Consider the following 25,123-nt stretch of genomic DNA (forward strand, 5'->3'; position numbering starts at 1 on the left):
TTTATTAAGGAGGATCAAAAAAAGCGGTTGAGCAAAATTTCCACTCAACCGCTTTTTCATACCTTACTTGCCGTAGGAACCGCTTGAAAACGTGCTCGGATCCCACCATTTGTAGCCCGGCGATGGAGCGGCCCAAGGCTCAGGTTGAGGCTCAATCGTTTGCTCGGGAATTTCATTCTCCGCCCCGCTCGTCAGCAGCGGAGTAACGGGGTCCAGTTCCAAGCCCTGCACCTCGTCGAGCGTCCGGTAATTTTCCTTCTTGCTGAGCCACTGGACAACATTGACAAGCAGCGCGCCGTCGTCGACTTCTTTGAAGCCGTCGTACGTTTTTTTGGATTGGTCGTTTTCTTCGCGCTTGTATTTTGGTGTCGCGTCTTCCACGGGAGAGGAGTCGCCGATAAAGGCGGCCTTGCCCAGTCCTACCTTCGCCACGGCGACAAACGGGCCTTCGGCCAAGCCGCCGCCGGCGTATACACCCTTGTCCACGGCATTGTTCCATCTTGCCGCAGTGGACGGCAGATAGACGATGCCTTTGGCTTTCTTCGGATCGACAATCGCGATCGTACTGCCTGCGTGCATCGCTACCGCTTTGACACCTTTGGTAATGCCGAACGCTTGGGCCGGTTTGACGATCGTCGTGGCGTTAAGGTCGCCAAGCGCATTATAGCGGAAGCGGACGCCGAAGTTTTGGCCAAGCCAGTCGGAGCTCTGCACGCCCTGCATGGCCGCCGAGTTCGCTTCTTCGGCGCTCATCCCTTTGGCCGGATTGCTCCAGGCCCCGCGGCGGTAGCCGTTGAACACCTCGGAGGCGTCCCAGCGGTTTTTGTTCCGGTCGGCATTGTAATGGTCGGATATGAAAAAGATGCTGCCGCCCTTCTGCACGTATTCGAGCATAGCCGCCTGCTCCGTCGTTTTGTACGGGATATTGGCTTCCGGGATGACGAAGACGTCGTAATCCTTCAGGTCGCCGTACGTAATAGGCTCCGACTTGCGCAGCTCCTTCACGTAGTATCCACTCTTGGCGATGCCATTAGCAAAATCCGAAAACCCGCCGTCGATGACCCAGTCTGCGGCGCCGGCCGTTTGGGCATGCGTATTGTCGAACAATACCTTCATTCCGTTGGCCGGACCGGCCGGTTGAAGGAAAGGCGCCGGATCGGAAGGGCCTTCGGCGAACGCCGCGCCCGTTCCGGTCAAATAATGGCCGAGCGGAAGCGCAATTGCGAAGGCCAGCAGCGCCTTGAGCGCTTTTTTACGAAAATCGATCATGGGTGGCTTCTCCTCCTTTTACAGCTCTTCGATCACAATATCGTCGATGTTGATTTGGGCGGACACTCCCGACCCCGTAGGACGGGCAAGGTACATAAAAAATTGATTCGTGCTCTGCACACCGTTGAATGTCCATTGCAGCGTCGTCCATTCCGTCTGGACCTCGGCCGTAAAATCTTTGTACTGCGTTTTGGCCGAATAGTTCTCGATATCGGAATTGCTTCCGAAGCCGACCACAAATTTGTGGGTCGCTCCCGTATCGTTCGAAAGCTTGGCCTGCAAGGTGACCCGGTATTGCTTCTGCGGATTCATCGGGAAGGCGTCGGCAAACAAATACAGTTTGTTCGGCGTATTTTGATTCGTCCGCCATTTCAAGGAACCCGTTCCGGATACTTTGACGGCCGTATCCTTTTTGACGTTCGTGCCTGCGTTGTTAAATGCGAGCTTGTTGGTCCAATTCGTAAACGTATCGGAAGATCCCAAAGTCCCGTTCACCGACTCGAATCCGCCGTTCGCGAGCAAATTGACCGTTCCGGTACCGCCGTCGGCCGCTGTCGTCACATTCGGCTTCGTGCCATTCAGCGACAACGTTTTGTTCCCCGCTCCGTCGACCGCGACGACGCCGACGTACACGTTCTCTCCGGCATTCCAAGCGAAGGTCGCGGTCTGTACGCCGCGCGCGATGCGGGTCTGGCCGTATACGGTATCCGCAACCGTAGGAGCGGAGCCGGTCTTGGCGACAATCTCGTAATGATCCACATCCGAGGAGGCCGAATCCGTCCATGTAATCGTCACGCTGCTTTTGCCGTTGCCGTTCACGCCGTCATCCGCCGAAGTCGGCTCGTTAACGGCAAAAGCATCCGGGGCGGTCATATCCGACTCGCTGACGGTCAGCGTCAGTTGGACCTTCGGCGCATAGCCCGAAACGATGCCTTCGAAAAGATAGGTGCCGATAACGCTGGTATCGGCGGCCGCCGGATTCCACACGACATTCACCGGCTTCGTGCTGCCGTCGCTCATTTTCGCCTGGACTTGGGCCGGCAAGCTGTACGCTGCACCCCGGGCAACCGTGGCTGCGATCGGATCGATGCTCTGAATTTCGATAAAAGTAACAGCCAAATTGTTTTTCACCGCACCGTTGACTTTGGAGGCGTCTCCGCCGGTAAATGCCGTGTTCGCAAACGTAAACGCCAGGTTGCTGATGCTGTCCGCCGCACGATGGGCGGACGCCTTGCCGTTCACTTGAACCGTAAGCTGCGTGGCGCTTGTACGGACAGCCGATACGGCGAGCCCCGCCGGCAGCGATCCGATCTGCAGCTTGCCGGCAGCAACGAACTCTTCTCCCGCCGCGCCCGTGAACGTATCGTTGGCCAGCGTGACGATGAGAGGAGCATTATTATCAATGCTGCCGTCGTCGGCAACGGCTTCCTTAAATACGCTCAAAGAATAAGACAATTGAGCCTGCTGCGGCGCGCCTCCGTCGACGAACTCCATGGACGTATACGTGTCGGCGAATCCTTTTTGACTCATATAAGCATTATCGGTAATCATTCCGGCAATCCGAATCTTCTTGCCTGCTGCCTGCGCCCGGCTGAACACGCCGTCGCGGTCGGCTTTATTAAACTTGACGATGATCGTATTCGCTTTGTCCGTGCCCGGCGCATCCGCCAGCAAAATGCCGTACCCCGAGAAACTCGGGTTCGCATCGGCGTCGACGATGTATCCTTCGACTGTCGCACTCGAACCGGTAGCCAGCGCCAATGCCGCCGAAACCGTAAGCGCCGCCGGTATATCGCGGACCGTCAAGGTCAGCGCCGCTTTGCCCGCATAGCCGGAGACGGTGCCTTCGAACAGAAACGTTCCTGCAACCGACGTGTCCGCTGCGGCCGGAGTCCAGGTCACGTTCACCTGCTGCGTCGTACCGTCGCTCATGTTCGCCGTCACCTGCGCCGGAAGCGTATAGGCCGCGTTCTTGTCCACGGCCGCTTGAACCGGCGCAAGGCTTTCGATCTGCAGCGGCTTCGTCTGCGCCTTCACCAGCAGCTGGAACGTTTTCGTATCCGTGGCGTTTCCGCGGCTAATTGCAGCCGTCAGCTTGACGGAAGCGTCGTTCTCGCCCATCACGGGGCGCTTGACGGTACCGCCCGCGGTAACAACCGCTTCGTTGTCCGAGGTCCATGCGATGGAAGTCCCGTTCAATCCGGTTCCCGGCAGCTTGAGCGCCGTCGTCACTTGATTTACGTCCGGATTTCCGTTCAAAATAACGGCGTCCGTCAGCGCATTTTTCGCTGCGGCGACGGCCTGCGCGTCGGTCATCGCGCCCGCTTCCACCACGAGCACATAAGCGGCGCCGACCGCTTGCGAAGATAAAACCTCAAGCACCGTTCCTTCCGGTTGAGGCGCAATGGCAACGGTAAACTCTCCGGTGACCGCGTCGGCTTGGGCCGTACCCAGCATCTGCGGCCCCGTTCTGACCGTCACCGCCGCTCCCGGTTCGGCCGTACCTGTTACGATGGCGTCCGAAGCCGTTACCGAATTCACGGCAGGCTTCACCTGCGGCATTTTGACCGCCAGCGTGAATTCTTTAGCCGCTTGCGCATCGCCCCGGCGAATCGTTGCGATCAGTACGACATTCACGTCATTCGTCAGCCCGCTGCGCGTGACTTTGCCGGTGCCCGGGTCGATTACCCCGGCTTGGCCGGCGTCTTTCAGCGACCATACGACGGTCGTGCCCTCGGCTCCGTTTGCCGGAAGCGCCAAGGTGGTGCCATATCCGTTATAAGTCAGGGCTAAAGCCTCTTTCGCCTTGCCCACGGCTTCCGCATCCGTCATCGCGCCGGAGGACAGTGCCTTTACGGTCACGTTGAACGTTTTGATCTGCTGTGCCGCGCCTTTGCGGACCGTCGCTGTCAGCACGACTTGTCCGTCTGGCATGCCTGCGGCCGGGCGCGTCACTTTGCCTGCAGCAGAGACGAGTGCAGCGTTGCTCGTTGCCCATGTCACCGCACTTCCGTGAGGTCCTGCCGACGGCAGCGTCAAATCCGCCGTCACGGCGCTCGTATCGCCGAGCGTCAGTGCTTCGGCATCCCGTGCGGCCGCTTCGGCATCGCCGTTCGGAGCCGGAACGACGGTCGCGAGGAAGGACGTCTGCGCGGTACCGCCTTTATTGTCGTAGACGCTCACCGTGACGGTCGCGCTGCCGACGGAAATCGGGGCAACCGTAAGCTCGGAGCCGTTGACGGACGTGCGAACAACGGGTTCGGAGGAAGATGACGCTTGATACGTCAGCGCATCGCCGTCCGGGTCCGTGAAGGTCGAAGCTACGGAGATCGTCCGGCTTCCGCCCGCAAGCGTCAGCGTCAGATCGTCCAGCGCCTTCGCGAGCACGGGCACGCGATTGGCCTGCGGCTCAAGCGGCTGCTTGGACAGCGAGGCTTTACCCGATTCGTTGCCGCTCGTATCGAAGGCCGACAGCTCGAAGAGGTACGGTTTGCCATAAGTCAGTCCCGTTACGGTGTACGTTGTTGCCGTCACGGAAGCGGTATGTATTTTGACCCCGTCCCGATAGATGTAATAGCCTTTCAAATCCGTTTCCGTATTGGCTTTCCAGCCCAGCTCCACCGCACCGATCAATGCCGTAGCGCGAAAATCGCTCGGCTTGGCCGGAGCCGTCCGGTCGGACGAATCCCCGGAGCCGGAGCCCGAATCGGAAGAAGAGCTGCCCGAACCGGAAGAGCCGGAACCCCCGCTTCCTCCGCCGTTGATCGTGCCGATATTGGAGCTGTTGATGTTCTTGCCCGCAACGACGACCGTTACGTCTTTGCCCAGCTCAAGATGCTTCGGCGCCTTATCGAGCGAGGCTCCGTTCACGTTGACGACCGCGTTCTCGATCGTACCGCTGCCTCTAACGGCTACCGGCGCGTTAATCGTCAGGCGCTTAACTACCGCCGTTCCGTCGATACGCACGGCGTCGCGCCCTGCTCCCGGCTCGACCGTCAACCGGTCGACAGTGCCGCCGCGAAGCTCTAGCTTCGTATTGGGGCCGATGCTCAGTTCGCTTACCGCGCCTTCGCTCACGACAATCGTCGTAACGGCACCGACGATGCGAGTCGATACGCGCGTGGAGGACCCTTTTTCCAATTCGACCGATACGCCGGCGGCAAGCACCTGCACGTCTCCGAATTGGCCGGCCAGCTTAATTGCCGAACCGGCCGGCGTCGGCGTATCCACGATCACTTGACCGAATGCTTTCCCCGCCGCTTTGCCCGTCCGGTCTTCCAGCTTGCCGCCGGATTTCAGACGCACTTCGCCCATCTCGGTGCCGCCGCCCGCCACCAGCCGGACATTGCCGCCCTTCTTGTCCACGACGACCGTTCCCAAGGAGGAATCGTCGATGAGAACGCTGTTCGGACCGCCGCCCTTGATCAGCGTCGTCCCTTTTACGTTGACATGCTTGAGCGACACGTTTCCTTCGCCGACGCCTTGCGTCAGCACGAGGTCCCCGGCAATCGTCATGTTCTCCAGCTTCACGTCGGGAGAAGACACAATCACCGAGCCGTCCGCCGCCTCCCGGTACGTCCCCGCTCGATCGTAGCGAACGAGCTTGTCCGAAATGTGCTTGGCGCGGTCCAGCGTGACGACAGCTTCCGCACGGGTGATCGGACGATCCGGCATATAGCTGCCGTCGGGGTAGCCGTTCATGTACCCTTGAGAGGCCACGGCTTCAATCGCCGCCTTGCTCCAAGACGGAATCGTCCCCGCGTCCTTAAACTTGGCGACGGCCGAATTTTGCGCCGAAGCTTTCGCCTGAAACAGCCCTTGCAGCACGACAGCCGCTTCCTGACGGGTAATCGGCACGTTCGGACGCAAGGTGCCGTCCTCGTATCCGCTCACAACCCCTGCCGCACGCGCTTTTGCGAACTCGTCATAATGCCAGTCTCCCGTCTTCACGTCGCTGAAGTCGACGGACGCCTTATCCTTTAAGCGGAAAACGCGGTTGACCAGCGCCACAAACTCGGCGCGCGTGATGCTGGCGTCAGGACGAAACGTGCCGTCCGGATAGCCTTCGCTTAAATCGAGATCCTGCCAATTGGCGATTTCTTTCTTCGCCCAATGGCCGGCTGCATCCGCCGCCGCCCGAGCTGTTTCCGGGCCCGGCAGTGCCGTCGAAACTGGAAAAGCAAGCGATGCGACCAAGACCCACTTTGCCGCTTTCTTGAACAGCATAACCATCCTCCTGCTAAAAAAATTGGAAATGTTGATGACCAAAATAGTCATACTGTCCTAGCTTAGCAAAGTTTTGTTAAGGGATGATATAGCACCATATGAAGATTTTGTTAATTATAAGGTCTTGAGACTCATCCCTTCCATACCCTGTCTGAGCTGCTCCTCGGACAAATGCGGAAAATTGAAGTACGCCCCGTATTTTACTCCCGCTTCCGTCTCGACCCGCGCTTCCGACCAACGGACGCCGCGGGTCTCGCAGGCTGCCCGGTAATCCAGGTATTCGCTTTCCGTCCCTAGCCACCAGCCGAAAATATGAAGTCCCGCGTCGCTTTCGACAAACCGGAACCGATCCGACAATTCGTTTGTGAGCATGTGCATGAACAAGGCAAACTTGCGGCTGTAGATCCGCTTCATCCGCCGCAGATGCCGCTCATACTCCCCGGAAGCCATAAAAGCGGCCAGCGCTTTTTGCTCCAGCAGGTTGGCCGGGTGCGGCTCATACAGCGCCTGAGCGCGGACGAAAGGCTGCACGAGCGAAGGCGGCAGCACCGCATAGCCGATGCGGACGTCAGGAAGCAGCGTTTTGGTGAAGCTGCCGACGTAGACGACGCGCTCCTCGCGGTCAAGCGTCTTGAGCGGCTCCAGGCTTTTGCCGCGGTGGCGGAACTCGCTGTCGTAATCGTCTTCGACGATGACGGCTTCGCGCTCATACGCCCACCGCAGCAGCGCCTGCCGCCGCTCCAGGCTCAGCACCGCCCCCGTCGGAAACTGCCGCGTCGGCGTCACGAACAGCGCCCGCGCCTCCCAGTCCGCGGGCACGATGCCCTGTGCATCGACCGCTGCGTCGATGCACTGTCCTCCGGCGGCCCGGATGGCCCGGCGGATGCCAGCGTAGCCCGGCGTCTCGGCGACAGCCGGTTCGCCCGGTTCGACCAGCAGCTGCGCGAGCAGCGCAAGCGCCTGCATCGAGCCGCCCGTGACGGCGATATGCCCGGCCTCTACGGCGATGCCGCGGGCACGGCGCAGATAGCGGGCGATGCCTTCGCGCAGCGGCGCATAGCCTTGCGGCGGGCAGTCCCCGCGGCCCGCGCCGGAGGCGGTCAGCTCGCGCACCGCGGCGTACAGGCAGCGGTTCCACGCCTCGCGGGGAAAAGCGTCAAGGTCCGGCGCGAAGCAGTCGAAATCGACGACCGCCCGCGGCACCATGCGTCCGCGGGGCGAAGCCGATTCGAGCCGCTCCCCCCAAGCCGACAAGCGGTACGACGCTTCCGGACGGGCCGCTCCCGCGCCGCCCTGCTCCTCCTTGCGGAAAGCGACGTAGGTGCCGCTTCCGGTCCGGCATTGGAGATAGCCTTCAGAGGCCAGCATCTCGTACACCTGATTGACCGTCCCGCGCGAGAGCCCGTACAGCCCGGCCAGCTCCCGGGTCGACGGAAGCCGCAGCCCGTAGGCGAGAACCCCTCCGGTTACCCCGTCGTGCAGCGCATGGTAGAGCGCCAAAAGCTTCGTTGGATATCTCTCAAGATAGGCATGGTAAGCGATGTGAAAGTGCATTTCGGATATCATCCTTTCAAGCCGGAAGGTTCGTCTTCCTTAAGTGGACCAATAAAAAAAGTCTAAATGGATGATTTTGCATTGTCAATGTAACAAAAAGAAACGGCCGGGCTCCTATGCCCGCCGTCTCTGTACTGCGTCTCCCTTGCCTTACAATTGTCCCAATATATAAACCCGAATCCCGCCTATGCGATCAGCTCAAAGTCAACGTGCCATCCCAATCGGCAGGCGCCCCGTTCTGGAAGTAGTCGTCGCACAGGTAAAAATACAGCCGGGCCGCTTGATCCCAGCGGTTGCGCCTGATGATTTGGAGGAACGCCTCGCGGGCATCGTAAAATCGCCCGTTCTGATACCATTCAACGGCCGCTTCAAAGGCAGCCCGGGTCTCCTCCTTCAACTTCCGCACCTCGGCCCGGTCCCCTTCATAAACATCGTAGAGCCGTACCGCGCGATCCTCGCCGTACGGAAGCACCCGCCCGAGCGAGCGGATGGAAAATTCCGCGGGATCTGCAAGCTGCTTGTAAAACGCCTCCGTGATCAGGACGGACACCCCGAGCTTGTCGGTCAGAGCTTCGAGCTGCTCCGTCCGGTTCACATGCTCGGAAATGACTCCTCCCTCCATCCGCTTTTCCTCCCCGATGACCCCTAGCATCACCGGGCCGTGATGAATGGCGACTCCCATATCGATCGGCGCTTTGCCGGCGCTTGTCCGCTCGTCGTTATATTGTTCGAGCGCCTTTCTCATCTCCGTCGCCGCTTTCAAGGCCCGATCGGCTTGCGCCGGAAACAACGCCAGAAAGCCGGCGCCCAAATATTTGCTGACGAAGCCCTCCTGATGGCGGATAACCGGACCGAATCTTTTCAAATAAGCATTAATCAGGTTGAAATTTTGCTCCGGCGTCAGATCGCGCGAAAACCGGTAAAAGTCCCGCATATTCGAAACCAGAATGCACATCTCCTGCTGCACCTGATCGCCCAGATGCACGTCCACAATGCTCTTTTTGCCGATAAACTTCAGAAACTGCTGCGGGACAAAGCGGTAGTAAGCCTCGCTGAAGCTGGTGATTTCACCGATGTAATTCCGGATATGGATCGCCATCATGTTGAAGCGGTCACCCAAGTCCGCAAGCTCGTCCCGCGAACGGATATCGACGGTCGCCTCCCATTTCCCGCCCGCAATCTCGTTGACACTGGCACGCAATCGGCGGATCGAGATCGAGATCGACAAGGCGATCGCGCTGAATAAAAGCAAAATAACCAGCGTGATCAGTCCCATATTGCGGATGATGACCAGCTTTAAGTCCTGATTATGCTCCCTGAGGCCGTTCGCGTCCTTGCCCGTTTCATACACCCCGACCATTTTCCCGGAGGAGTTGTACACGGGACTGAGCGCATAAATCCAATACCCTCTGGAGTCGTCCGTCGAGCCGGTAACCGCCTTCCCCGTCTCGATGACCTGCCGGTAATCCGGCGTCAGCTCCATCGGCCGGAACATCGGCACGCTGCTGTCATCATCCATGACGATAAACAGCTCCCCATTCTCCAGCTTGTATAAGGTCGTATACTGCCCCTCGCGTTTGCCGCCCAAGGACCCGAACAGGGCCGATAAACTGCTGCGAATCGTGCGGTAATCGCCGTTCATATAATCCAGCGGAGAGTTCAGCTTCTCCAATTCGTCACCTTTGACGAAATAATTGCTTCCGGCGGCAACGAGCAGGAAGTTATTTTCTACCTCATGCTCCAGCTTCTCCGACACTCTCTGGTAAACCGCCTCCGACAGCCAGAGCATGGAAACGACGACAATCGGCACAAAGGCGATCAGGAACTTGAGCATCAGCGGCACCTTCCGGTCCAGCATATGAACGTAAACGAACCGGTGCAGCCAAATGACCAGCGCCAGCTCCACCAGCGCAAGGAACCAGAATAAGTAGCCCAAGGCTGTGTCTCCCGCCGTATTGGCAAAGGATGAAAAAGACTGCGTGATCGACCCGTTCCGGTCCCTCTTCACGAACTGGTTCTCGGTCGCGGCAAAAATGCCGCCGTTAGGCGATGCATAGACGTGCAGCAGCGTTCCCAGCTTGCCATAACCGGCTTTGTCAAAAAGCTGCTGGTTCAGCAGCGATTCTACGATGTACGGCTCCTGCGGATCAAGCCGGCTGATATCGTTCAACTGCTCGTTGATAAACACAAGACGGTGCTGCGGATCGACCCGCAAGGACAAGGCAATGTCGCGGGCCGTTCTGTCCATTCCCGGCAGCGGATACACCAAGCGGGAGTCTCCATTCGGTAGAACCTGGAATATCCGGTCTTTTTTCGTCGAGTAAAATCGGCCCTCCGGACTTATGCCCGCCGCATCGGCCGACAATTCGCCCGCCGGCAGCGTCGTACGGAATACTTCCTCGCCGGTGCCGCCGTTCAAAGGCAGCGCATGCAGAATGACGGAATTGTCGTTCAAAATGTAGTAGTACAGCCGGTTGTCCTGCACCGTCAACGACCGGATCTTCCCGACGCGAAGCATCGGTTCGGAAAGGGTGTCGTAGCGGTATTCGGCCAATGTGCGGACACTGCTTCCATCCGCGCTGATTTTGACGATGTTCTCCCCGGTCACGTACAGGCCGTACGGATCGAGCCGTGTATTCAGCACATAGACATTGCCTTCGTCGTCGGCCGCCAAGCCGTTATATTGGTTCATTCCGCCCGATACGTTCTTGCTTACCGAGTGGGTGTACAAAATGCTGCCGTCCTTGTCCGTTTTAATAATCGTGCGCTTGGATTTGCCGATAAAATACAAACGGTCTGCCGAATCCGCGGTCACCTTGAAGATGCCTTCGAACGCCAAGGAGCGGTCCCAAGGAAGCAGAGCGACGCCTTGCCCCGCCGTGCGGTATAGCCCCCAGCCCGTCAATACAATGGCTGCGGAAAGCAGTAAAAGAATGAATTTCTTGTTCATCCGCTATCGTTTCTCCTCTATTCGCCGAAGCCGTCGATCCGAATGGTCGCAGACGGCTCATGCCAAGTCACGCCAAGCCCCAGACCTTCGGCTACAAATCGCAGAGGAACCATCGTTCTTCCTTCGACGAGCCGCGGAGGGGAATCAAGCGTTACGGGCGTTCCGTTAAGATAAGCTTCCGGTCGGTCCACACGGCAGAACAGAACCGCTCCGGCTTTACTGATCGTGACCGTCTGGTCTTCGTCGTTCCAGACCACGAGCGCGCCGAACGCCTCGGATACGGGGCGGATATGGATATAAGCGGCCCCGCCGATCCGTACGGGCGGCATCTCAAACTTCAGGGACACGGTATCCGTCAATAGGTTTTCCAGCGGCAGAGGGACGACTTGACCGACCGACGCCGTGCTAATCTGCTCTGCCAACTGCTCCAACGCCTTGTATTCGTCCGCGGTATACAGGCTTTTCTCCAAAGCCTTCAGCTCGGTGATCAGCTCCGAAGCGACCTTACCCGCCGCTTCTCCTGTGACGGATTCGACGAGATTCAATTGAAGAAGCAGCTCCCGTTTCTTCGCGCCGGTCCACTGCTTCCGCAACGTCGCCAGCGTCGCTTCCAGCTCCTGCTTCGCTGTCCCGTTCTGACCGCTCACGGCGGTTTCCAGCTTCGCCATCGCTTCTTCCAACGACTCCCGCTTTTCCGCCAGTCCGCTGTCGATCGCTTTCCGCTGCGCCTCCACGCCGGCCCACTGCGCCAGCAGCTTCGCTTCCGAGGCAGTATCCTTGGCAGCCGACGCCTCGGTCAGCTGCTTCGCCAGTGCAGCGGCCTGCTTGGTCAGCTCCGCTGTCGACAGTGCTTTTAGCTCCCGCTTCTCCGCCTCCAAGGCCGCTTGATTGGCCGCAGCCTGCGCCTGCAGCTCCGCGGTCAGCTTCGCATTGCCGGACTTCGCGGCCGCTCCGGCCAACTGCTCCAGCTCCGCCTGCTTCGCCTTAAGCGCTTCAAGCGCGACGGCGGCGGCCGCAGCATCCTTAGGCTGCCCGAGGGGACCTGCGGCGGCCTCCGAAGCTTTCAGCTTCGCTTGCAGCTCCTCCGCGAGCTTCGTGTCCCCTGCCGCCTCCGCCTGCTTCAGCTGCACCTCCAGCTTCTTCCGCTCCTCGCCGAGCGTGTCCCCCAACGCGCTGGCTTTTGTCTGCAGGTCGGCCAGCGCCTCCAGAGGATCGCCCATTCGTCCAAGCAGCTTGCTCGCTTCCTCCTGATTTCCGCCGGCCAGCGCCTCGAGAAAAGCTGCGCCCGCTTCGAGGCGGTTCTGCTCCAGCGACTGCTGCGTCGCGGCGTTCGGCTTGTTGTCCTCTACGGCGGTCTGGCTGTCCTTCTTCAGCTTGTCCGCCTCCTTCTTCAGCTGTTCGACCCGCTTGGAGAGCTCGTCTGCCGGCAGCAGGCTGTGTATTTCGCCTTGACCGTCGATCCAGATCTCCAGCTTAAGCTGCTCGATCAAGGCGGCCGATACCGCCTTCTTCCCCTTCGGGTCGGCGATGTCCCGGAATTCCACGCTGCGGGACAAGTCGAACCATGCCCCGTCCGCAAACTCCGACTTGTAATACGTCCCTTGCCCGGACGCCTTCATCGTCGTCTTCGCGGCCGCGAAAGTTTGCTTCGTCAGCGCATCTTTATGGATGAGATACGTTCCGACGATCAGATACCCCGGCTTGTCCGCCGCTTCCGGCGGCAGCTTGGCGTCTGCCGGCAAAGCCCCTCCGGTCAGCGCGACCGCAAGCGCGAATGCGGCGGCAATCCATGTTGTGCCGTTTGGACCGCGCATGGCTACTCCCCTTTTCCTTTAAGCGTGACCGGCAGCGCCCCCGAAGAACCGTACCCGTCCGGAACGGCTTCCGCGATCACCTCGGCATCTTTGTAGAACTGCACCTTCAACCCGCTCATATCGGCAAAGACGACATTCAAATGCACCAGCTTTCCGTCCAGTGGAACTTTGCCGCCGATCGGACGACCGTCCTTCGTGAGCAGCGCAAACGCGGTTGCGCCCAGCTCCTTCGGCACTTGGACGGTCAACTCTCCGGTGACGCCTTCGACCGCGTCTTTCACGGTCCATTTTCCGCTAAAGGTACGTCCTCCGCCCGGTTCGGACGGCTGCTCCTTGATCGGCTCCAGGCCGTCGTCAATAGCCAGATAAGGAAGCGTGCCCGGCTTCCAGGCCGAATCGAGCGCGCCTGCGGAAACGACGTTCAGCGCCGACAAGGCGCTCTTGTAAGCGTAGTACCCAGCTATCGCTGCCTTCTGCGCTTCTTCCGAAGCCTGGCTCGCTTTCTCGAATTCGTCATCCTTGATCCAGCCAACGGCGTGTTTTTTGCTTGCCGCTTCCAGCTCGGTTTTTCGCGTGTCAACCAGCTTTAACGCCTGCGCGTAAGCTTCCTCGGCCGTCTTGGCGTCGAGGTACGACTTTTTCACTTTGTTGATCAGCTTTTTGCGGGTGTCCTGCTCCTTCAGCCGGGCTTTGTCCGCCTCCAGCATCGACACCGGAAGCGAGTACGGCTCGTCGTCGAAATAACGAAGCCCATCATATTCCCCTTGCAGCACGACTTTCGGTATAGGCAATATGATCGGAACAATAGGAACCGGGATCAGGAAAATCCCCTCCCACTTCCGCTTGATCTCTCCGAGCAGGCTGTCGTAGTTCGCCATAAACAGCTCGTAATCCATCGCCGGAGTAGAGTACATCGCTTCGATCAGCCGCATGTCCTTCTCACCGAATTTGGCGGAGTACAGCTTGCGCGTCAGATGGACCTTTTCCTCGGCCATTTTGCGGGTTTCCGTATCTTTATACAGCTCGAAATCAAGCTTCTCCGCATGAGCGACAAACTTCCATAGTTGCTCCTGCGTAAGCACGACGTAATCGGGCTTCGACGCCGCCGTGAACGCCGATTCGGGATCGATGCCCAGCTTCTCCCCGAGCTGCAGCTTGGCCGATTTGAGCGCCAACCGGGCGACCTTCAGCTCGGATTGCGCGCGATCCAGAGCTTCCTTCTGCTTATCCGCCTCTTCTTGTCCGGCAGCTCCGAACTTCAGCTTCGTCTCCAGCGTGGTCAACCGTTTTTGGGCCTGCGCCCACTTTTGCTCCAGCAGCGCTGCGTTATCCGCCGCCTGAAGCATCGTGAAAAACAGCTTCTCCACCTCCGAGCGCAGCTGCAGCTCCTTGCTCGACAGCTCCCGCTTGGCCTCGCCCAGCACCTTGCGCGCTTCCGGAACCTTAAGACCGATGCCCAAATCTTGGGATAAGCTGTGCGGCTTAGCAAGCAGGCTGCTGTCTTTTTCGCTCTGATTCGTTACGGCACCCTGCGCTTGCGTCAGCTCTATCGTCTTGGCTTGAACCTGGAGGCGGGATTGCGCAAGCTCCCCCGACTCCGCCGCAGCCAGCTTTAACGCTTCCTCCAGCGTAATTCGCCGCTCTTCCGCCAGCGCACCTGAGGGCATCAATGCTTGTACGATCACCGCCGCTGCCACAAAAGCGACGGCTCCTTTTTGCAGCTTTCTCAAAGAATCCACTCCCGCCTATCCGTATCGACACGATTCGCCATTCTTTTTTCCCACTATGCTTCCATACTACTATAAACTTCCAAACCGACACATCCATTTTGTTCTAAAAATGTCGAACTTTCGTTGCCTGCTTCAGGCGAGTATAGTAGTATGAAAGTAACGAAGCAAAGCATGGAACTTACCAAAATAAAAAGAGGTGCGGCAAGATGGGACAACTTGTATGCGGAGGGGCGATGATCCGGTGCAGCTTCGGCAATGCGCCGGCTTCCCTTCAGATATTGCCGGCGAACCGGGTCACAACCTCCATGCCGATTGCCAATATTATGGACAACAAGCCGATGGTCAACGTGCTGCCTTTCGGCATGTGCAGCTCCATGGCCAATCCGCAGGTCGCTGCGGCCACGGCGGCCAAATTCGGCGTCATGACCCCCATGCCCTGCGTGCCCGTAACCGCCGCGCCATGGGCGCCAGGCTCTCCGACCGTTCTTATCGGCAATATGCCTGCCCTGAACAACAGCTCGAAGCTCGTCTGTTCCTGGGGCGGGTTGATCGAGATCGCAGTTCCCGGCCAAGCGACCATTCAAGTGCCATAGAAGGAGCGACAAGTAGTGATTGAACCGATGATTAAGCCGTTTATCGCGCCGCTGAAGCAAACGGCCGCTCTGCCGAAGCTGGCGGTCAAGAAGGCGGCCGACGCCTGCAAAACGATTCTGACCGCCAAAGAAGTCACCAAGCAAAGCTACGTGCCGATCGGCAATTACTATGTGCAAAAGAAGCTGATCGTTATTGTGGCGCTGGTCCTGCTGGCGCTCGTGTATTTTATCTGGATCAAGCCCCCGGCCTTCGTGAGCCGTATGTTCGGATTCGTGCCAACCTTTCATGAGAAGACCGGAACCCCTCTCACCTATACCGGCAAAGCCAAAGTATTCGATCAGGCTGGCTGGTTCAAATACGAAGGGGAGCTGAAGGACGGCGTCTTTCAAGGCCCCGGGAAGCTGTACGATCCCAAGGGAAAGCTTAACCGGCAGGGGGAGTTCGACAAAGGCCAGCTTGCATCCGGCGAAGAGCTCGGTCCCGACGGCACGCTGCTCTACCGCGGAGCCTTTGCCGAAGGGCTATATTCGGGCACGGGCACTCTGTTCCACCCGAACGGCAAAATCCGCTACCTTGGCGAGTTTCAAGCAGGCATCCCCGCAGGAAAAGGCAAGGCGTTCGACGAGAACGGCAAAGTCATGTACGAAGGAAGCTTCACAGGCGGCCTCTACGCGGGAGACGGTACCGAATATTACTCCGCTGGCGCCGTGAAGTACCAGGGACAGTTCCTGGCGGGAAAATATAACGGCGCGGGCAAGCTGCTCTCCGAATCGGGCGCGGTCCTTTACGAAGGCGGATTCACCAACGGCTTGTACTCCGGCGAAGGCACGGAGTATTTCGGAACGGGATCGGCCAAGTATAAAGGGGCATTTATGGCAGGCCGGTACAGCGGAACGGGACAAGCCTATTACGAAAACGGCAACCCGAAATACAGCGGGGACTTTGTCACCGGCGTGTACAGCGGGACCGGAGAGGCCTTCTCCGAAAACGGCCAGCCGCTTTATAAAGGAAGGTTCGCCGGCGGACTGTACGACGGATTGGGGCAGCTGCTCGGCAAGGACGGAAAGCCGACATATGTTGGTTTCTTTCGGCAAGGCCAACCGGATTATACCGCCTTTCTGGGGATGACCGGGGCCAAAATCGAAGAGCTGCTGGGCAAAGCACCGGAAACCACCGTCGTCGACACCCCCGACGGAACGCCGGAGCTGCTGATGAGCTATCGCAATTACCGGATGGCGTTTACCGTGAAATTATCGGAGTCCGACCCTCAAACCACCTATATTGCGGCTGTGAAGCTGACCGACCCGGATACGATCGAAGCTTTGGCGGCGAGCTTTGAAGAGCGTTACCGCAAGCTCGTCAAGGACGATCCGAAGCAAACCCTGCTGGCAAAAACAAGCCTCGGCGTATCGCCGGACGAACGGAGAGACATTTATATCGCCGATTCGTATGTTTACCGTTTCCTTTATAGCCCCGTCCATACGCTGAAAGAACTGGAAGTATCCGGCGGCCAAAAAGCGGAGAAAACGAAGCACTAGCCCGCCTTTCTCCGCTTGGCTAGACTGCCATTGAACTATCATCTTCCGATAGTTCAATGATTAATGGTACTGACCGGTTATGTTGTCATCCATATCTTTCAGTAATTTGGAGAGCAGCACAATTTGACCTGCATGATAACCGTAATGTGCAGCAACCTGAATCAGCAGAAGTCTAATGACTCTTACATCATAGGTTTCGTCATCCGACGCATCAACTCGATGCATGTTATTCCAATCCTCTAGAGTATACCGGATTGTGACTTCCCTTTTTAAATCGTCCTCGGATAAGGTTGATAATGTACTGGTCGATTCGGACCGTGTTCTCAAAAGAAGATTTTTCAATTCATCCCTAGTCATACCGCCCTTGGGATCAAACTCTCGTCGGGAGCGTTCCCTAATGAACGGTTTGTTACCGATTGCACTTACGAAATTTTGATATTCGTTTCCTGCTAAATGCAAGCAAAGATTTCCGATACTGTTTGTCGAAGCCTTCAGCTTTTTCCAAATCAAATCATCATCGAGATGATCCAGGCTCTTTATAATGCGATAGAGCTGCTTATCCATGTCTTCGAGCACGTTCTTTACGATCTCCAGCATAGCTGTACACCTCTGTATCTGTTTTTTTGGTACAAGTGCTCATTACTTTTATTATTCGCAAACAACCGCTTGCGTTCTCCGATTACCTTCGTCGAGAACGTATATCGTCTTCCTGCTCATCGTCCGCCCATTCATCCTCATCCGTGAAAAAGCTCTTTCCTTCTTCCTCCATCGCGAATCCTTGTTCCTCTTCCTCATCCATGGCAAAACCCTGTTCCTCTTCATCCATCAAGAAAATTTCTTCCTCTCCCGCCGCAGCTCTCCGTTCGTCTTCGTCCTCCTCGTCCATTTCGTCCTCGAGCTCGGACTCTTCCACATCCGACTCCGAGTCGGTATCGATGTTGTAAGAGAAGCTGGGAACGTAATCCGAGTCCTCGTCCATCTTTTCTTTTTCCGACTTCGGAATACTGGCGTACGTTCTCGGGATGAGCCTGTTAATCATATCCGCATTCGTTTCGATATCGTATCCGTGTGTTGCCGCCTCGCTCAACCATCCCGGGCCGCTGCGCTCCGGAATGTGAGGGCATTTGTCCATCCAGTCGTCGTTGCCGGCCTTGTACTCTCCGTAGTTAGCCATCATGCAGATTAAGCAAGGACGCTTCAAGCCCTTCACATGCCCCGCTCTAAACTTCTCGTCATCGTTCAAATGCTTTTTGATCCGCCGCTCTGCATGGAGGTCCACGTTCTTCTTGCCCTGCTTCTCCGCTACCATCGCAACGATCGGCTTGGCGTCGAGAGCATCCGACAAATGGGCGTATTCCTCCGGCAGCTCATCCTGCAAGAGACGCGCCTTGATTTTTTCCAAATGCCGGACCACTCGTTCCTTCACTTCCGGAAGCATTTTGGGGAATTTTTCGGCTTCGGTTTCTTCGTACTCCTGCACAATGTTCTCCAACAATTCCTTCGTGCTTAGCCCGGTCTCATCCACCTTTTCCTTTTTGTTTTTCCTGACGAAGTGTCGCTTATTCCGATTCTCATTCGCTGCGAGATAAACCCGGTCGTCGTCGAACAGTCCGGCTTGTACCTCTTGGGTCTTCCCTTTTAGCTTGAAGTAGAAGGCGGAGGATATCCAGCGCAGCACCTGATCTGTCCGGTTGTTCTCATAGCTTTTCGGCGGAATCAAGGATGCCGCATTATTATTGTACAAGTCGTTGACGCTGACGTGCTCTTGATCCGATCCCGCATTTTTCTCAGCCGTATCTGCAAACTTCACAGGGACCTTGTGAATTTCCCCGGCGGCCAGGCTTACGTTCGAATTTTCCCATTTGGAGTCGGTTAAACCGTCATTTAATTTAGCTTTGACTCTCTTGAAAAATGCCTTCTTCTGCTCCAAACGTCTTTTGGCCAATGCCGATTGCTGCTGCTTCCGTTCTTCTTCACTCAGCTTTTTAGACTTGATCACTTTCTTTTTCTTTTTTTTCTGTTCCGTATCGTCTTCGTCTTTTGATTTTTTCCTTTTCGTTCCTTTCTTGGACGTGTCGGAAGCTTCCCCTTTCTTCCCCATAAGCTGCAAGACCGCCTGGTTCCCCAAGCTTCTCTGGAGCTGCATCATCGCTTGCAGGGGCGGAAGCATAGACCCGGCTCCCGTTCGGGTCCCGACTTGATCGTATTCCGCTGCAGGGTCGGCTGTTCTGTGTGCAATCGTCGGACGAATGGGCATTGGAGCTTCCTCACTTTCTCGCTGTTGGATGCAATCCTCCGCCGTTCGGGAGGTCTTATTCCCTGAATCCTGGCGCCTCCTTCACCGGGGCTTTGTCTGCGATCCGTCGAGCGCGCCGCTTATTTACTGTCCGTCCCAGCTGCCGCTTCACGCTCGGAGAAGGACAGATCGGTTGCCGCCGCCTGTTGCGCCGTATCCTTACTGCTGCGCACCGCCCACCATCTCAAACGCAAGCTCGCGCCTTCGGCCGGAGACAGCAGCTTCAGCCCGATCCGAAACGTTCCCCTTCGCGGATAGACGACGGTCCCTACGGATACTTTCGGCAGACCGATATCGTAATCGCTTCCCTGAAACACGTCGGAAGCCCCGTAAAATACGCTCTCGTTCACATTCAAAAGATCCGGAATCATATCGTTATCGGCAACCTCCAGGCCGACCGTAACCATCACCTGCCCCGGTCCAAGACCGTGGCTGATCTCATCCGTATAATAGCTCCGCTCCTGCTTGCCGAACGAAATCATGCCGCTTTTGACGATCCCCCCGGCCAGAGGAAGGTCTACGACGCCGCTGCTGATCTCATCTTGGGCGGACCTCTGCTGCGGCAGTCCTAACGTGAAGTCAAAATGGCCTTTGTCCGCCCGATAGTCGACAGAGAACTGCGGCGGCTCGTCCGCTTCCAGCTGCCGTACGGAGGCACCGGCCGTAAAGGCCGCCCTGTCGCTCCCGCCGCCCGGCAAGCTGCTGCCTGTTCGCCTTGCCAGGATGCCCAAAAGAGGCGAACTCGCGATCAGCTCGTTAAACGGCAGCGGCGTCACATGGTCGATGACGTAGCTTGGGCCCATCTGCAGCAGGCTGATTTTGGCCAGCACGACCTCCGGCTCCGCCGGCGAGCCCAGCGCCTCGTCCATTGATCGGGCGGCATAAGCCTCCCATAGCTTCTCTTCCGTATCCGCGACAATTTCAATCGTCTGCGAACAAGCGGATTCCACCTGAATACGCCGGTCGCCGATCGTGAGAACGGCCGTGCCGGGCTTCGAACCGAAATCTCCTTTGTCCCCCGCGCTCCCGGCTGCCCTTACCGGCCACTGGACAACGAAATCGTCCGATTTATTATCCGCAGGCACATCGATCCGGATTTTGCCGGCGGTTGAACAACCGGGGTCCTCCGCCAATGGAAAAAGCCCGCCGAGCGGCTCGTATTCGAATGTAATCGGCGGCGTTTGCAGCGTTTTCTCGACCCGGAGCCGGGCTTCGAACGTCTCGCCCTCCGTCACGTAACGAGGCACGGTTTGCAGCACCCGAACGTGCCCGTCATCGTACAGGACCGCGGTCGCCAGCGCAAATTCGTTCCACTCGAATTGCGCGGGCTCCGGCGCGTTTTCCCGGATGAACAAGCGGTACCCTTCCACCACCCGGTTATATTCGCTGATCTCATCCGGGCGGGCCGAGCTGTTCACCACCGCATGTACGGGCTCCTTGCCCTTCTCGTCATACGCGATGCAGAGGTATACGTTTTTGGCGTAGTCGTTATTGTTGAAGCCCTCCATCATCGAGAGCTTGAGCGTGACCGGCGAGGAGACGGTAATTTCCCGCCCGAGGCCGTCCAGCGCGAGCCCGGACTGTACCGATACCGACTTGTCGTCCACCGCAACCACCTGCAAGCCCGCCACTACGCCGCTTCCGAACAGCAGCCGGTTCAACAGACGCCGCTTGTCGTTGAAATATTTTTGCTCGGATTCGAAATCTCGGACCGTCAGCAGCTTGCCGTAAAAGTACCGGTTGCGTTCAAACGGAAAAAACCTGGACTTTTTCATGCTCCGCTTCCTCTTTCATCATTTAATGTTATTCAAGCTCCGAATCGAGACCGAGTCTCGTATGAATGTCCATGCGGTTGTCGCGCTCCACATCGATCAGCACCGTATGATAAGGCAAGGTGGCGTGCCGGTCCAGCTTCAACCAAGACGGCTCGGCCAAGGTCGTATTGATGCCGAGATACGTATGCATATCTATATTCATCCACGGCTGCAGCACAACCAGCTTGGCCTCCGTGAAGACGGGCTTCTGGGCGTCCAGCAGCTGCTGCAGCACATATTTCTGTTTATCCGAAGCGGCATGCTCCGGCTTCACCACAACGCAGAACGTGTAAGGATCGTCGCTGTAGAGCCGGCTCGCGGTTTCGCGGAACTCGGCATTTTCCAGCAAGTGCCGGATTTGAAAATGCTCGATAATCATCGGCGCCTCGCCCGTGTAAATCTCCACCATCCGCGATATGGCCGCCCGGGTTCCACGGAACCGGTATAAGTCGGGGGCTTCGCGCATCCACAATCGCAGCTGCTGTTCCGTCCAATGCTCATCCGGCGATAGCCCCAGCCACGAGGCAAGCCACCGCAGGTAAGGGCCGTCTGTCGCATCCGGGTCGAAAAAGCGGGCAATTCCGGCGATCATCTCGTCCGTCTCCTCCATAAAGGTGGCGAACAGCGATAAATATCGCTCCAGAAAGCTCCGGCTCTTCTCGTCCTCCTGATACACGGCCGGAAGATAAGATAAATAGGACATGCGCGGATCGTAAATGCGAAGCCTGCGAAGCAGCGGGGAAGCCGTTTCGCTGCCGATCCACTCCAGCTTCAGCCACAAGTAGCGCCCTTTCGCCAACACCAGCAGCGCATCCTTCGGATTCGTTAACGTATGCGTCCACAACGGTTTCAAAGCATCCAGCTTCTCCTCGGCCGGAACGGTCGGATCGGCAATATATTGATCCAGATCCAACACGCGTCCTCCGAGCGTCACCGTTTTACGGTCGGAGGCAAACCAGGACAGCCGCAGCTGCAATCCCTCTTCGATATCCGCATCCAGCACCGCCTTGTGCCACTCATTCTCGCTATGAGTACTGTCCAGAGAGCAGGAGATCCACGTACCTTCGTAGCGGCCGTTCCCGCAGGAATTCGTGCGGGGCAACAGCTGCAGCACGGTGACGGTTTCTTCGGTACGGTTCCAGGCATAAAGCTGTCCGCTCGCATTCATCAGCAGCTTGTCGGACCGCCCGTGGTACGAAGCGATCGGCCGAACGGTGCATGCCTCTCCGGACATTTCGGCCAAGAGCAGGGAATGTTGGTTGTTACCGGCCGCTTCGCCCGAGGCATCCCCGATAAACAAGCCTCCGCGTCCGTCCATCGCGATGCCCGAAGGCCTCGGCTGCCGGACGGCTTCGTTGAACCACTCCGGCTCACTGCCATCGGGCAGGCGAAGCAACCGCCCTGTCCCGGTATCCAGCAGCCAGACGGTCCCGTCCTCCATCCCGGCGAGTTGAAACCGACCCCGTAACGCTTCCATTCCGTTAGGGAACACCCGATCCGTATCGATCTCCGTTTCCGCCAGCAGTTGGCCCGAGGAACCAAGCCTTAATAAGACGAGCCTGTCGCTATCCACTATGGCAAACACCAGGAACTGCCCGCCCGCCTGGCTTGCGCCCAAGGGATACAAGCTTTCCCCGCGGTAGTCGCTGTAACTCCATACCGCTTGGCTGTTGCCGGCATGAAAGGCAATAAGCGGCGTATCGGCATAGGGATCTGCGGCCAGCACCGTATCTCCTACGGCAGCCAAGTAAGCGAAGGAGGTGAAGGTGCCGTGTCCTTCGCGAAGCAGCGGTTCCAGATGGCGGTTATCCGGATCGTACAGCCACAGGGCAGCGGACTCATCGAGCAAATAGATGCGGTCCTGCCGGCCCGGAGCTATATCCGCAATCACTCCGGGCCCTCCGCCTTCCCATTCCGCCAGTGAAATTTTCACGGAAATGCCGTACTGCTTCGTTTGCTTAAGCGCAATTCCGGCGGAATCGATGTTGACGTTACAGGTCATTCCCCGTTTCCAATCCGACGGCTTGTTCAGCGAAAAAAAACGGAAAGGTCCCATCATGCGCCCGCCCCCCTTAATTACAGCTCGGTCAAGCTGATCAATTCGATGTCATGCTCCCCGGAATATACGAGCCCGTACGGCGGGATTTGAATATCGCCGTCGGCATCCTTATGAAATCCTCTGCCTTCCGCCGAAATCCATAAGTCCTGAATGTAGCTGACCCCTCGAATCCGATTGATGACGCCGTAAATGTCTCCCTTGTACACGGTCCGACCGAAAGCCCAGCCGCTCATTCCGTCCTTGTTGTCGAAAGGCTGAAGCAATTGGGTCAGCTCCCGGATGACGATGTTCGTTTCATCCTTGAACGAAGGCTCTACCACAATAACGGCATGCACGCTAATCTCAATATATTCCGGCGGCAAAATTTGAATGTCCGTCGTAATCATCCGCCGCTTGTCCAAATGCCGTCTCACGGTTTCCATAAATCCGCGGCTCGGCATCGGCTTCGGCGATTCGCTGTAGGGCACCACCACGACGGAAAGGGCCGCCGGCGACCGGTCCGCAGGGTACTGCTTCAGCCCTTTGCGGAATAAAGGCAGCGCCCGCGCTCTGGCCACACGAAGTCCCGGCGTATTCAGCACGATCCGCTCCACGTCCTCCGCCGTCACGGCGGTTGCGGGCTGCTGCAGCTCCGTTCTCGCTCGCAGCTTGGCCTCCTCCAGCGTTTCCGGAGCGCGGCCGCCCGCAGCGACCGTCCGGTTCACGGGGCGCACAAGCTCCACCTCCGGCCACGGCTCGGCGAAACGTTGAATCAAGGCGGCGTTAATATTCCCGGACACGCCTTCGGTCGAACGAAGGGAAATCACGACGATGTTCGGCTCGTCAGAAGGCGGAGGCGCCATCCCTTTCTCGTTGTCTCCGAAGAGAACGATGCCGGTCAGCGGGTCGAGAAGGAAATGCCGGTCGTCCGGACCCGACCGGTCGAAGTCGTCGACCCGATGCCAGTCATACCATAGCCATTCGCCGGATACGGGATCCTTTTCTCCGATTTGAAGCCGGAACGCTTCGGCGACGACGGAAGCGCGGGGAAGCTCGCAGCGCTGATGAGGCAGCCCGTTTCCGGTGCCGATTCGCCGCTGATCGCGAAATCGCCCGCTATGGCAAATGACCCTTACCCGTCCGATGCCGTCCTGCGGCGCGTGTCCGCCTGCATCTTCCCCAAAAGCGATCCGAACCGTCTTGCTCTCATCGTTTCGGCTTAAAGCGTAAACTTTCCTTTTATCCTCCGGGACCTCAGACGGCAGAACGCCGGCCTCGCTCCATTCCTCCCACTCCCCTTGGGCCTCGGTGCGCACTTGAATCCGCACCGCGCCAAAAAAAGCCAAATAATGGCTGATTTCCAGCGATTGTCCTTGTCCGCTCCGTCCGTCCCAGTCGAACTCCTCCATCAGACTCCATGTGTCGTGCTGGAAGGCGGTCACCGCATTGAACGCCACGTGTTCGATCTTGGGCGGCAGCTCAAATCCCGCTTCGACGACCTCGCAGCAGATCCAGTACCGCTCCCGGTCCGTCGCCGGCCCGATGACTTTTGGCTGCATAGGCCACTCCAGCCGGAATAACAGCTTGCCGTTTTGCGACAAATGGTTCGTCTCGTCCCGCCGCAAATCGACCGGCCGCCAGTCCGGGGGACGGTCCTCTCCGCCGTCGCCGAACATCCGCCATTCCAGGATGGCCGAAGGAATGCGCTCTCCTTCGGAGTCCTGAACCGGAACGATAGGGTAGTTCTCATATAACCGAATGGACAGGGTAAGCAGTTGATTCGTTGGCAGCGGCTCGGCAAACCCGATGTACAATCGGCTGCCCGCTTCCCCCTTGGCCCCGAATGCCGGAAACGATACGTTGCGCCCCTCGTTGGAGGCGGTATAGTCGAAATAACCGGCGTCGGTCGCGACAATCAGCTTGTCCGGGACGGCAGGAACGAGCAGGAGCGGCTCCGCCGTCTCGAAGATCAGCCCGCCCGCCGATAGCTTGGTTCCGCGGGGAAGCTTGGATTTCGCGGCGACGCCTTCGAATTGAACTTCCACCGAAGCCGGCACCGCCCCCCGGGGCATTACGCCAAGCAGCTTGAGAAATTTCCGTTCGTTGGCTTCGGTGACCCGGTTTAAGTAATACTGCTGCATCTCGATAAGCCAAGTGAGCATTTCGAGCATCGTCATGCCCGGATCATGCGCGTTCTCGTCGGTCCATGCCGGATAAAGCGCAGGGATTTGCTTCCGAGCCGCTTCGACCATGTGTTCGTACATTCGATCATCCAAATTCGGCAGCTTGAGCATGCTTGT

Annotated in this window: 12 protein-coding genes and 1 pseudogene; 2 read left to right on the top strand and 11 right to left on the bottom strand. The window is 57.9% G+C overall.

What is annotated here, in order from left to right; all coding sequences use genetic code 11:
- Nucleotides 1-69 precede the first annotated feature (69 nt).
- The 6 genes and pseudogenes from PEL01S_RS18120 to PEL01S_RS18145 all read right to left on the bottom strand — a co-directional run.
- A pseudogene (locus tag PEL01S_RS18120) lies at nt 70-1,269 on the bottom strand (DNA-binding protein); the annotation flags it as partial.
- Between the two features lie 18 nt (nt 1,270-1,287).
- The gene (locus PEL01S_RS18125) at nt 1,288-6,495 is read right to left on the bottom strand and encodes an immunoglobulin-like domain-containing protein (protein ID WP_163768295.1); all 5,208 of its coding nucleotides are present in this window, start codon (nt 6,493-6,495) and stop codon (nt 1,288-1,290) included.
- A 114-nt stretch (nt 6,496-6,609) separates the two neighbouring features.
- Entirely contained in the window at nt 6,610-8,049 is a 1,440-nt protein-coding gene (gene pdxR, locus PEL01S_RS18130) for a MocR-like pyridoxine biosynthesis transcription factor PdxR (RefSeq protein ID WP_127461303.1), read from the bottom strand.
- Nucleotides 8,050-8,242: 193 nt separating this feature from the next.
- A complete protein-coding gene (locus tag PEL01S_RS18135; RefSeq protein ID WP_127461304.1) occupies nt 8,243-10,999 on the bottom strand; it encodes an adenylate/guanylate cyclase domain-containing protein in 2,757 nt (918 codons plus the stop codon).
- Between the two features lie 17 nt (nt 11,000-11,016).
- Nucleotides 11,017-12,813 carry a copper amine oxidase N-terminal domain-containing protein gene (locus tag PEL01S_RS18140; protein WP_063184121.1) on the bottom strand — a complete coding sequence of 599 codons (1,797 nt, stop codon included), beginning with the start codon at nt 12,811-12,813 and terminating at the stop codon, nt 11,017-11,019.
- 2 nt (nt 12,814-12,815) lie between these two features.
- Complete coding sequence (locus tag PEL01S_RS18145; RefSeq protein ID WP_127461305.1) at nt 12,816-14,543, bottom strand: TolC family protein; 1,728 nt, start codon at nt 14,541-14,543, stop codon at nt 12,816-12,818.
- A 206-nt stretch (nt 14,544-14,749) separates the two neighbouring features.
- On the opposite strand from PEL01S_RS18145, the gene PEL01S_RS18150 reads away from it, so the two are divergent.
- Together PEL01S_RS18150 and PEL01S_RS18155 are read left to right on the top strand one after the other, a co-directional pair.
- Nucleotides 14,750-15,136, top strand: coding sequence for a DUF4280 domain-containing protein (locus PEL01S_RS18150; RefSeq protein WP_063184123.1), 387 nt, complete (start codon nt 14,750-14,752; stop codon nt 15,134-15,136).
- Between the two features lie 15 nt (nt 15,137-15,151).
- Nucleotides 15,152-16,675, top strand: coding sequence for an MORN repeat-containing protein (locus PEL01S_RS18155; RefSeq protein ID WP_063184124.1), 1,524 nt, complete (start codon nt 15,152-15,154; stop codon nt 16,673-16,675).
- A 60-nt stretch (nt 16,676-16,735) separates the two neighbouring features.
- Here the strand turns inward: PEL01S_RS18155 and PEL01S_RS18160 are convergent, their stop codons facing one another.
- The 5 genes from PEL01S_RS18160 to PEL01S_RS18180 all read right to left on the bottom strand — a co-directional run bounded on the left by PEL01S_RS18160 (nt 16,736) and on the right by PEL01S_RS18180 (nt 25,117).
- Nucleotides 16,736-17,272, bottom strand: a complete 537-nt coding sequence (locus PEL01S_RS18160) for a DinB family protein (RefSeq protein WP_063184125.1) — start codon at nt 17,270-17,272, stop codon at nt 16,736-16,738.
- Between the two features lie 82 nt (nt 17,273-17,354).
- Nucleotides 17,355-18,932, bottom strand: a complete 1,578-nt coding sequence (locus PEL01S_RS18165) for a hypothetical protein (protein WP_127461306.1) — start codon at nt 18,930-18,932, stop codon at nt 17,355-17,357.
- A 119-nt stretch (nt 18,933-19,051) separates the two neighbouring features.
- The gene (locus PEL01S_RS18170) at nt 19,052-20,746 is read right to left on the bottom strand and encodes a hypothetical protein (protein WP_127461307.1); all 1,695 of its coding nucleotides are present in this window, start codon (nt 20,744-20,746) and stop codon (nt 19,052-19,054) included.
- Nucleotides 20,747-20,774: 28 nt separating this feature from the next.
- A complete protein-coding gene (locus PEL01S_RS18175) occupies nt 20,775-22,844 on the bottom strand; it encodes a phage tail protein (protein ID WP_127461308.1) in 2,070 nt (689 codons plus the stop codon).
- A 17-nt stretch (nt 22,845-22,861) separates the two neighbouring features.
- Nucleotides 22,862-25,117 (bottom strand): putative baseplate assembly protein, encoded by a 2,256-nt coding sequence (locus PEL01S_RS18180; protein WP_127461309.1) that lies wholly within the window; start codon nt 25,115-25,117, stop codon nt 22,862-22,864.
- Nucleotides 25,118-25,123 lie beyond the last annotated feature (6 nt).

It is taken from the genome of Paenibacillus elgii NBRC 100335, assembly GCF_004000865.1.
GTDB classification, from domain to species: Bacteria; Bacillota; Bacilli; order Paenibacillales; family NBRC-103111; genus Paenibacillus_G; species Paenibacillus_G elgii.

Excerpts from the sequence above, each read along its gene's own strand:
- PEL01S_RS18125 (WP_163768295.1), bottom strand. The coding sequence starts at position 6,495 with ATGCTGTTCAAGAAAGCGGCAAAGTGGGTCTTGGTCGCATCGCTTGCT.
- PEL01S_RS18165 (WP_127461306.1), bottom strand. The coding sequence starts at position 18,932 with ATGCCCATTCGTCCGACGATTGCACACAGAACAGCCGACCCTGCAGCG.
- PEL01S_RS18180 (WP_127461309.1), bottom strand. The coding sequence starts at position 25,117 with ATGCTCAAGCTGCCGAATTTGGATGATCGAATGTACGAACACATGGTC.
- PEL01S_RS18160 (WP_063184125.1), bottom strand. The coding sequence starts at position 17,272 with ATGCTGGAGATCGTAAAGAACGTGCTCGAAGACATGGATAAGCAGCTC.
- PEL01S_RS18175 (WP_127461308.1), bottom strand. The coding sequence starts at position 22,844 with ATGATGGGACCTTTCCGTTTTTTTTCGCTGAACAAGCCGTCGGATTGG.
- PEL01S_RS18140 (WP_063184121.1), bottom strand. The coding sequence starts at position 12,813 with ATGCGCGGTCCAAACGGCACAACATGGATTGCCGCCGCATTCGCGCTT.
- PEL01S_RS18135 (WP_127461304.1), bottom strand. The coding sequence starts at position 10,999 with ATGAACAAGAAATTCATTCTTTTACTGCTTTCCGCAGCCATTGTATTG.
- PEL01S_RS18150 (WP_063184123.1), top strand. The coding sequence starts at position 14,750 with ATGGGACAACTTGTATGCGGAGGGGCGATGATCCGGTGCAGCTTCGGC.
- pdxR (WP_127461303.1), bottom strand. The coding sequence starts at position 8,049 with ATGCACTTTCACATCGCTTACCATGCCTATCTTGAGAGATATCCAACG.
- PEL01S_RS18170 (WP_127461307.1), bottom strand. The coding sequence starts at position 20,746 with ATGAAAAAGTCCAGGTTTTTTCCGTTTGAACGCAACCGGTACTTTTAC.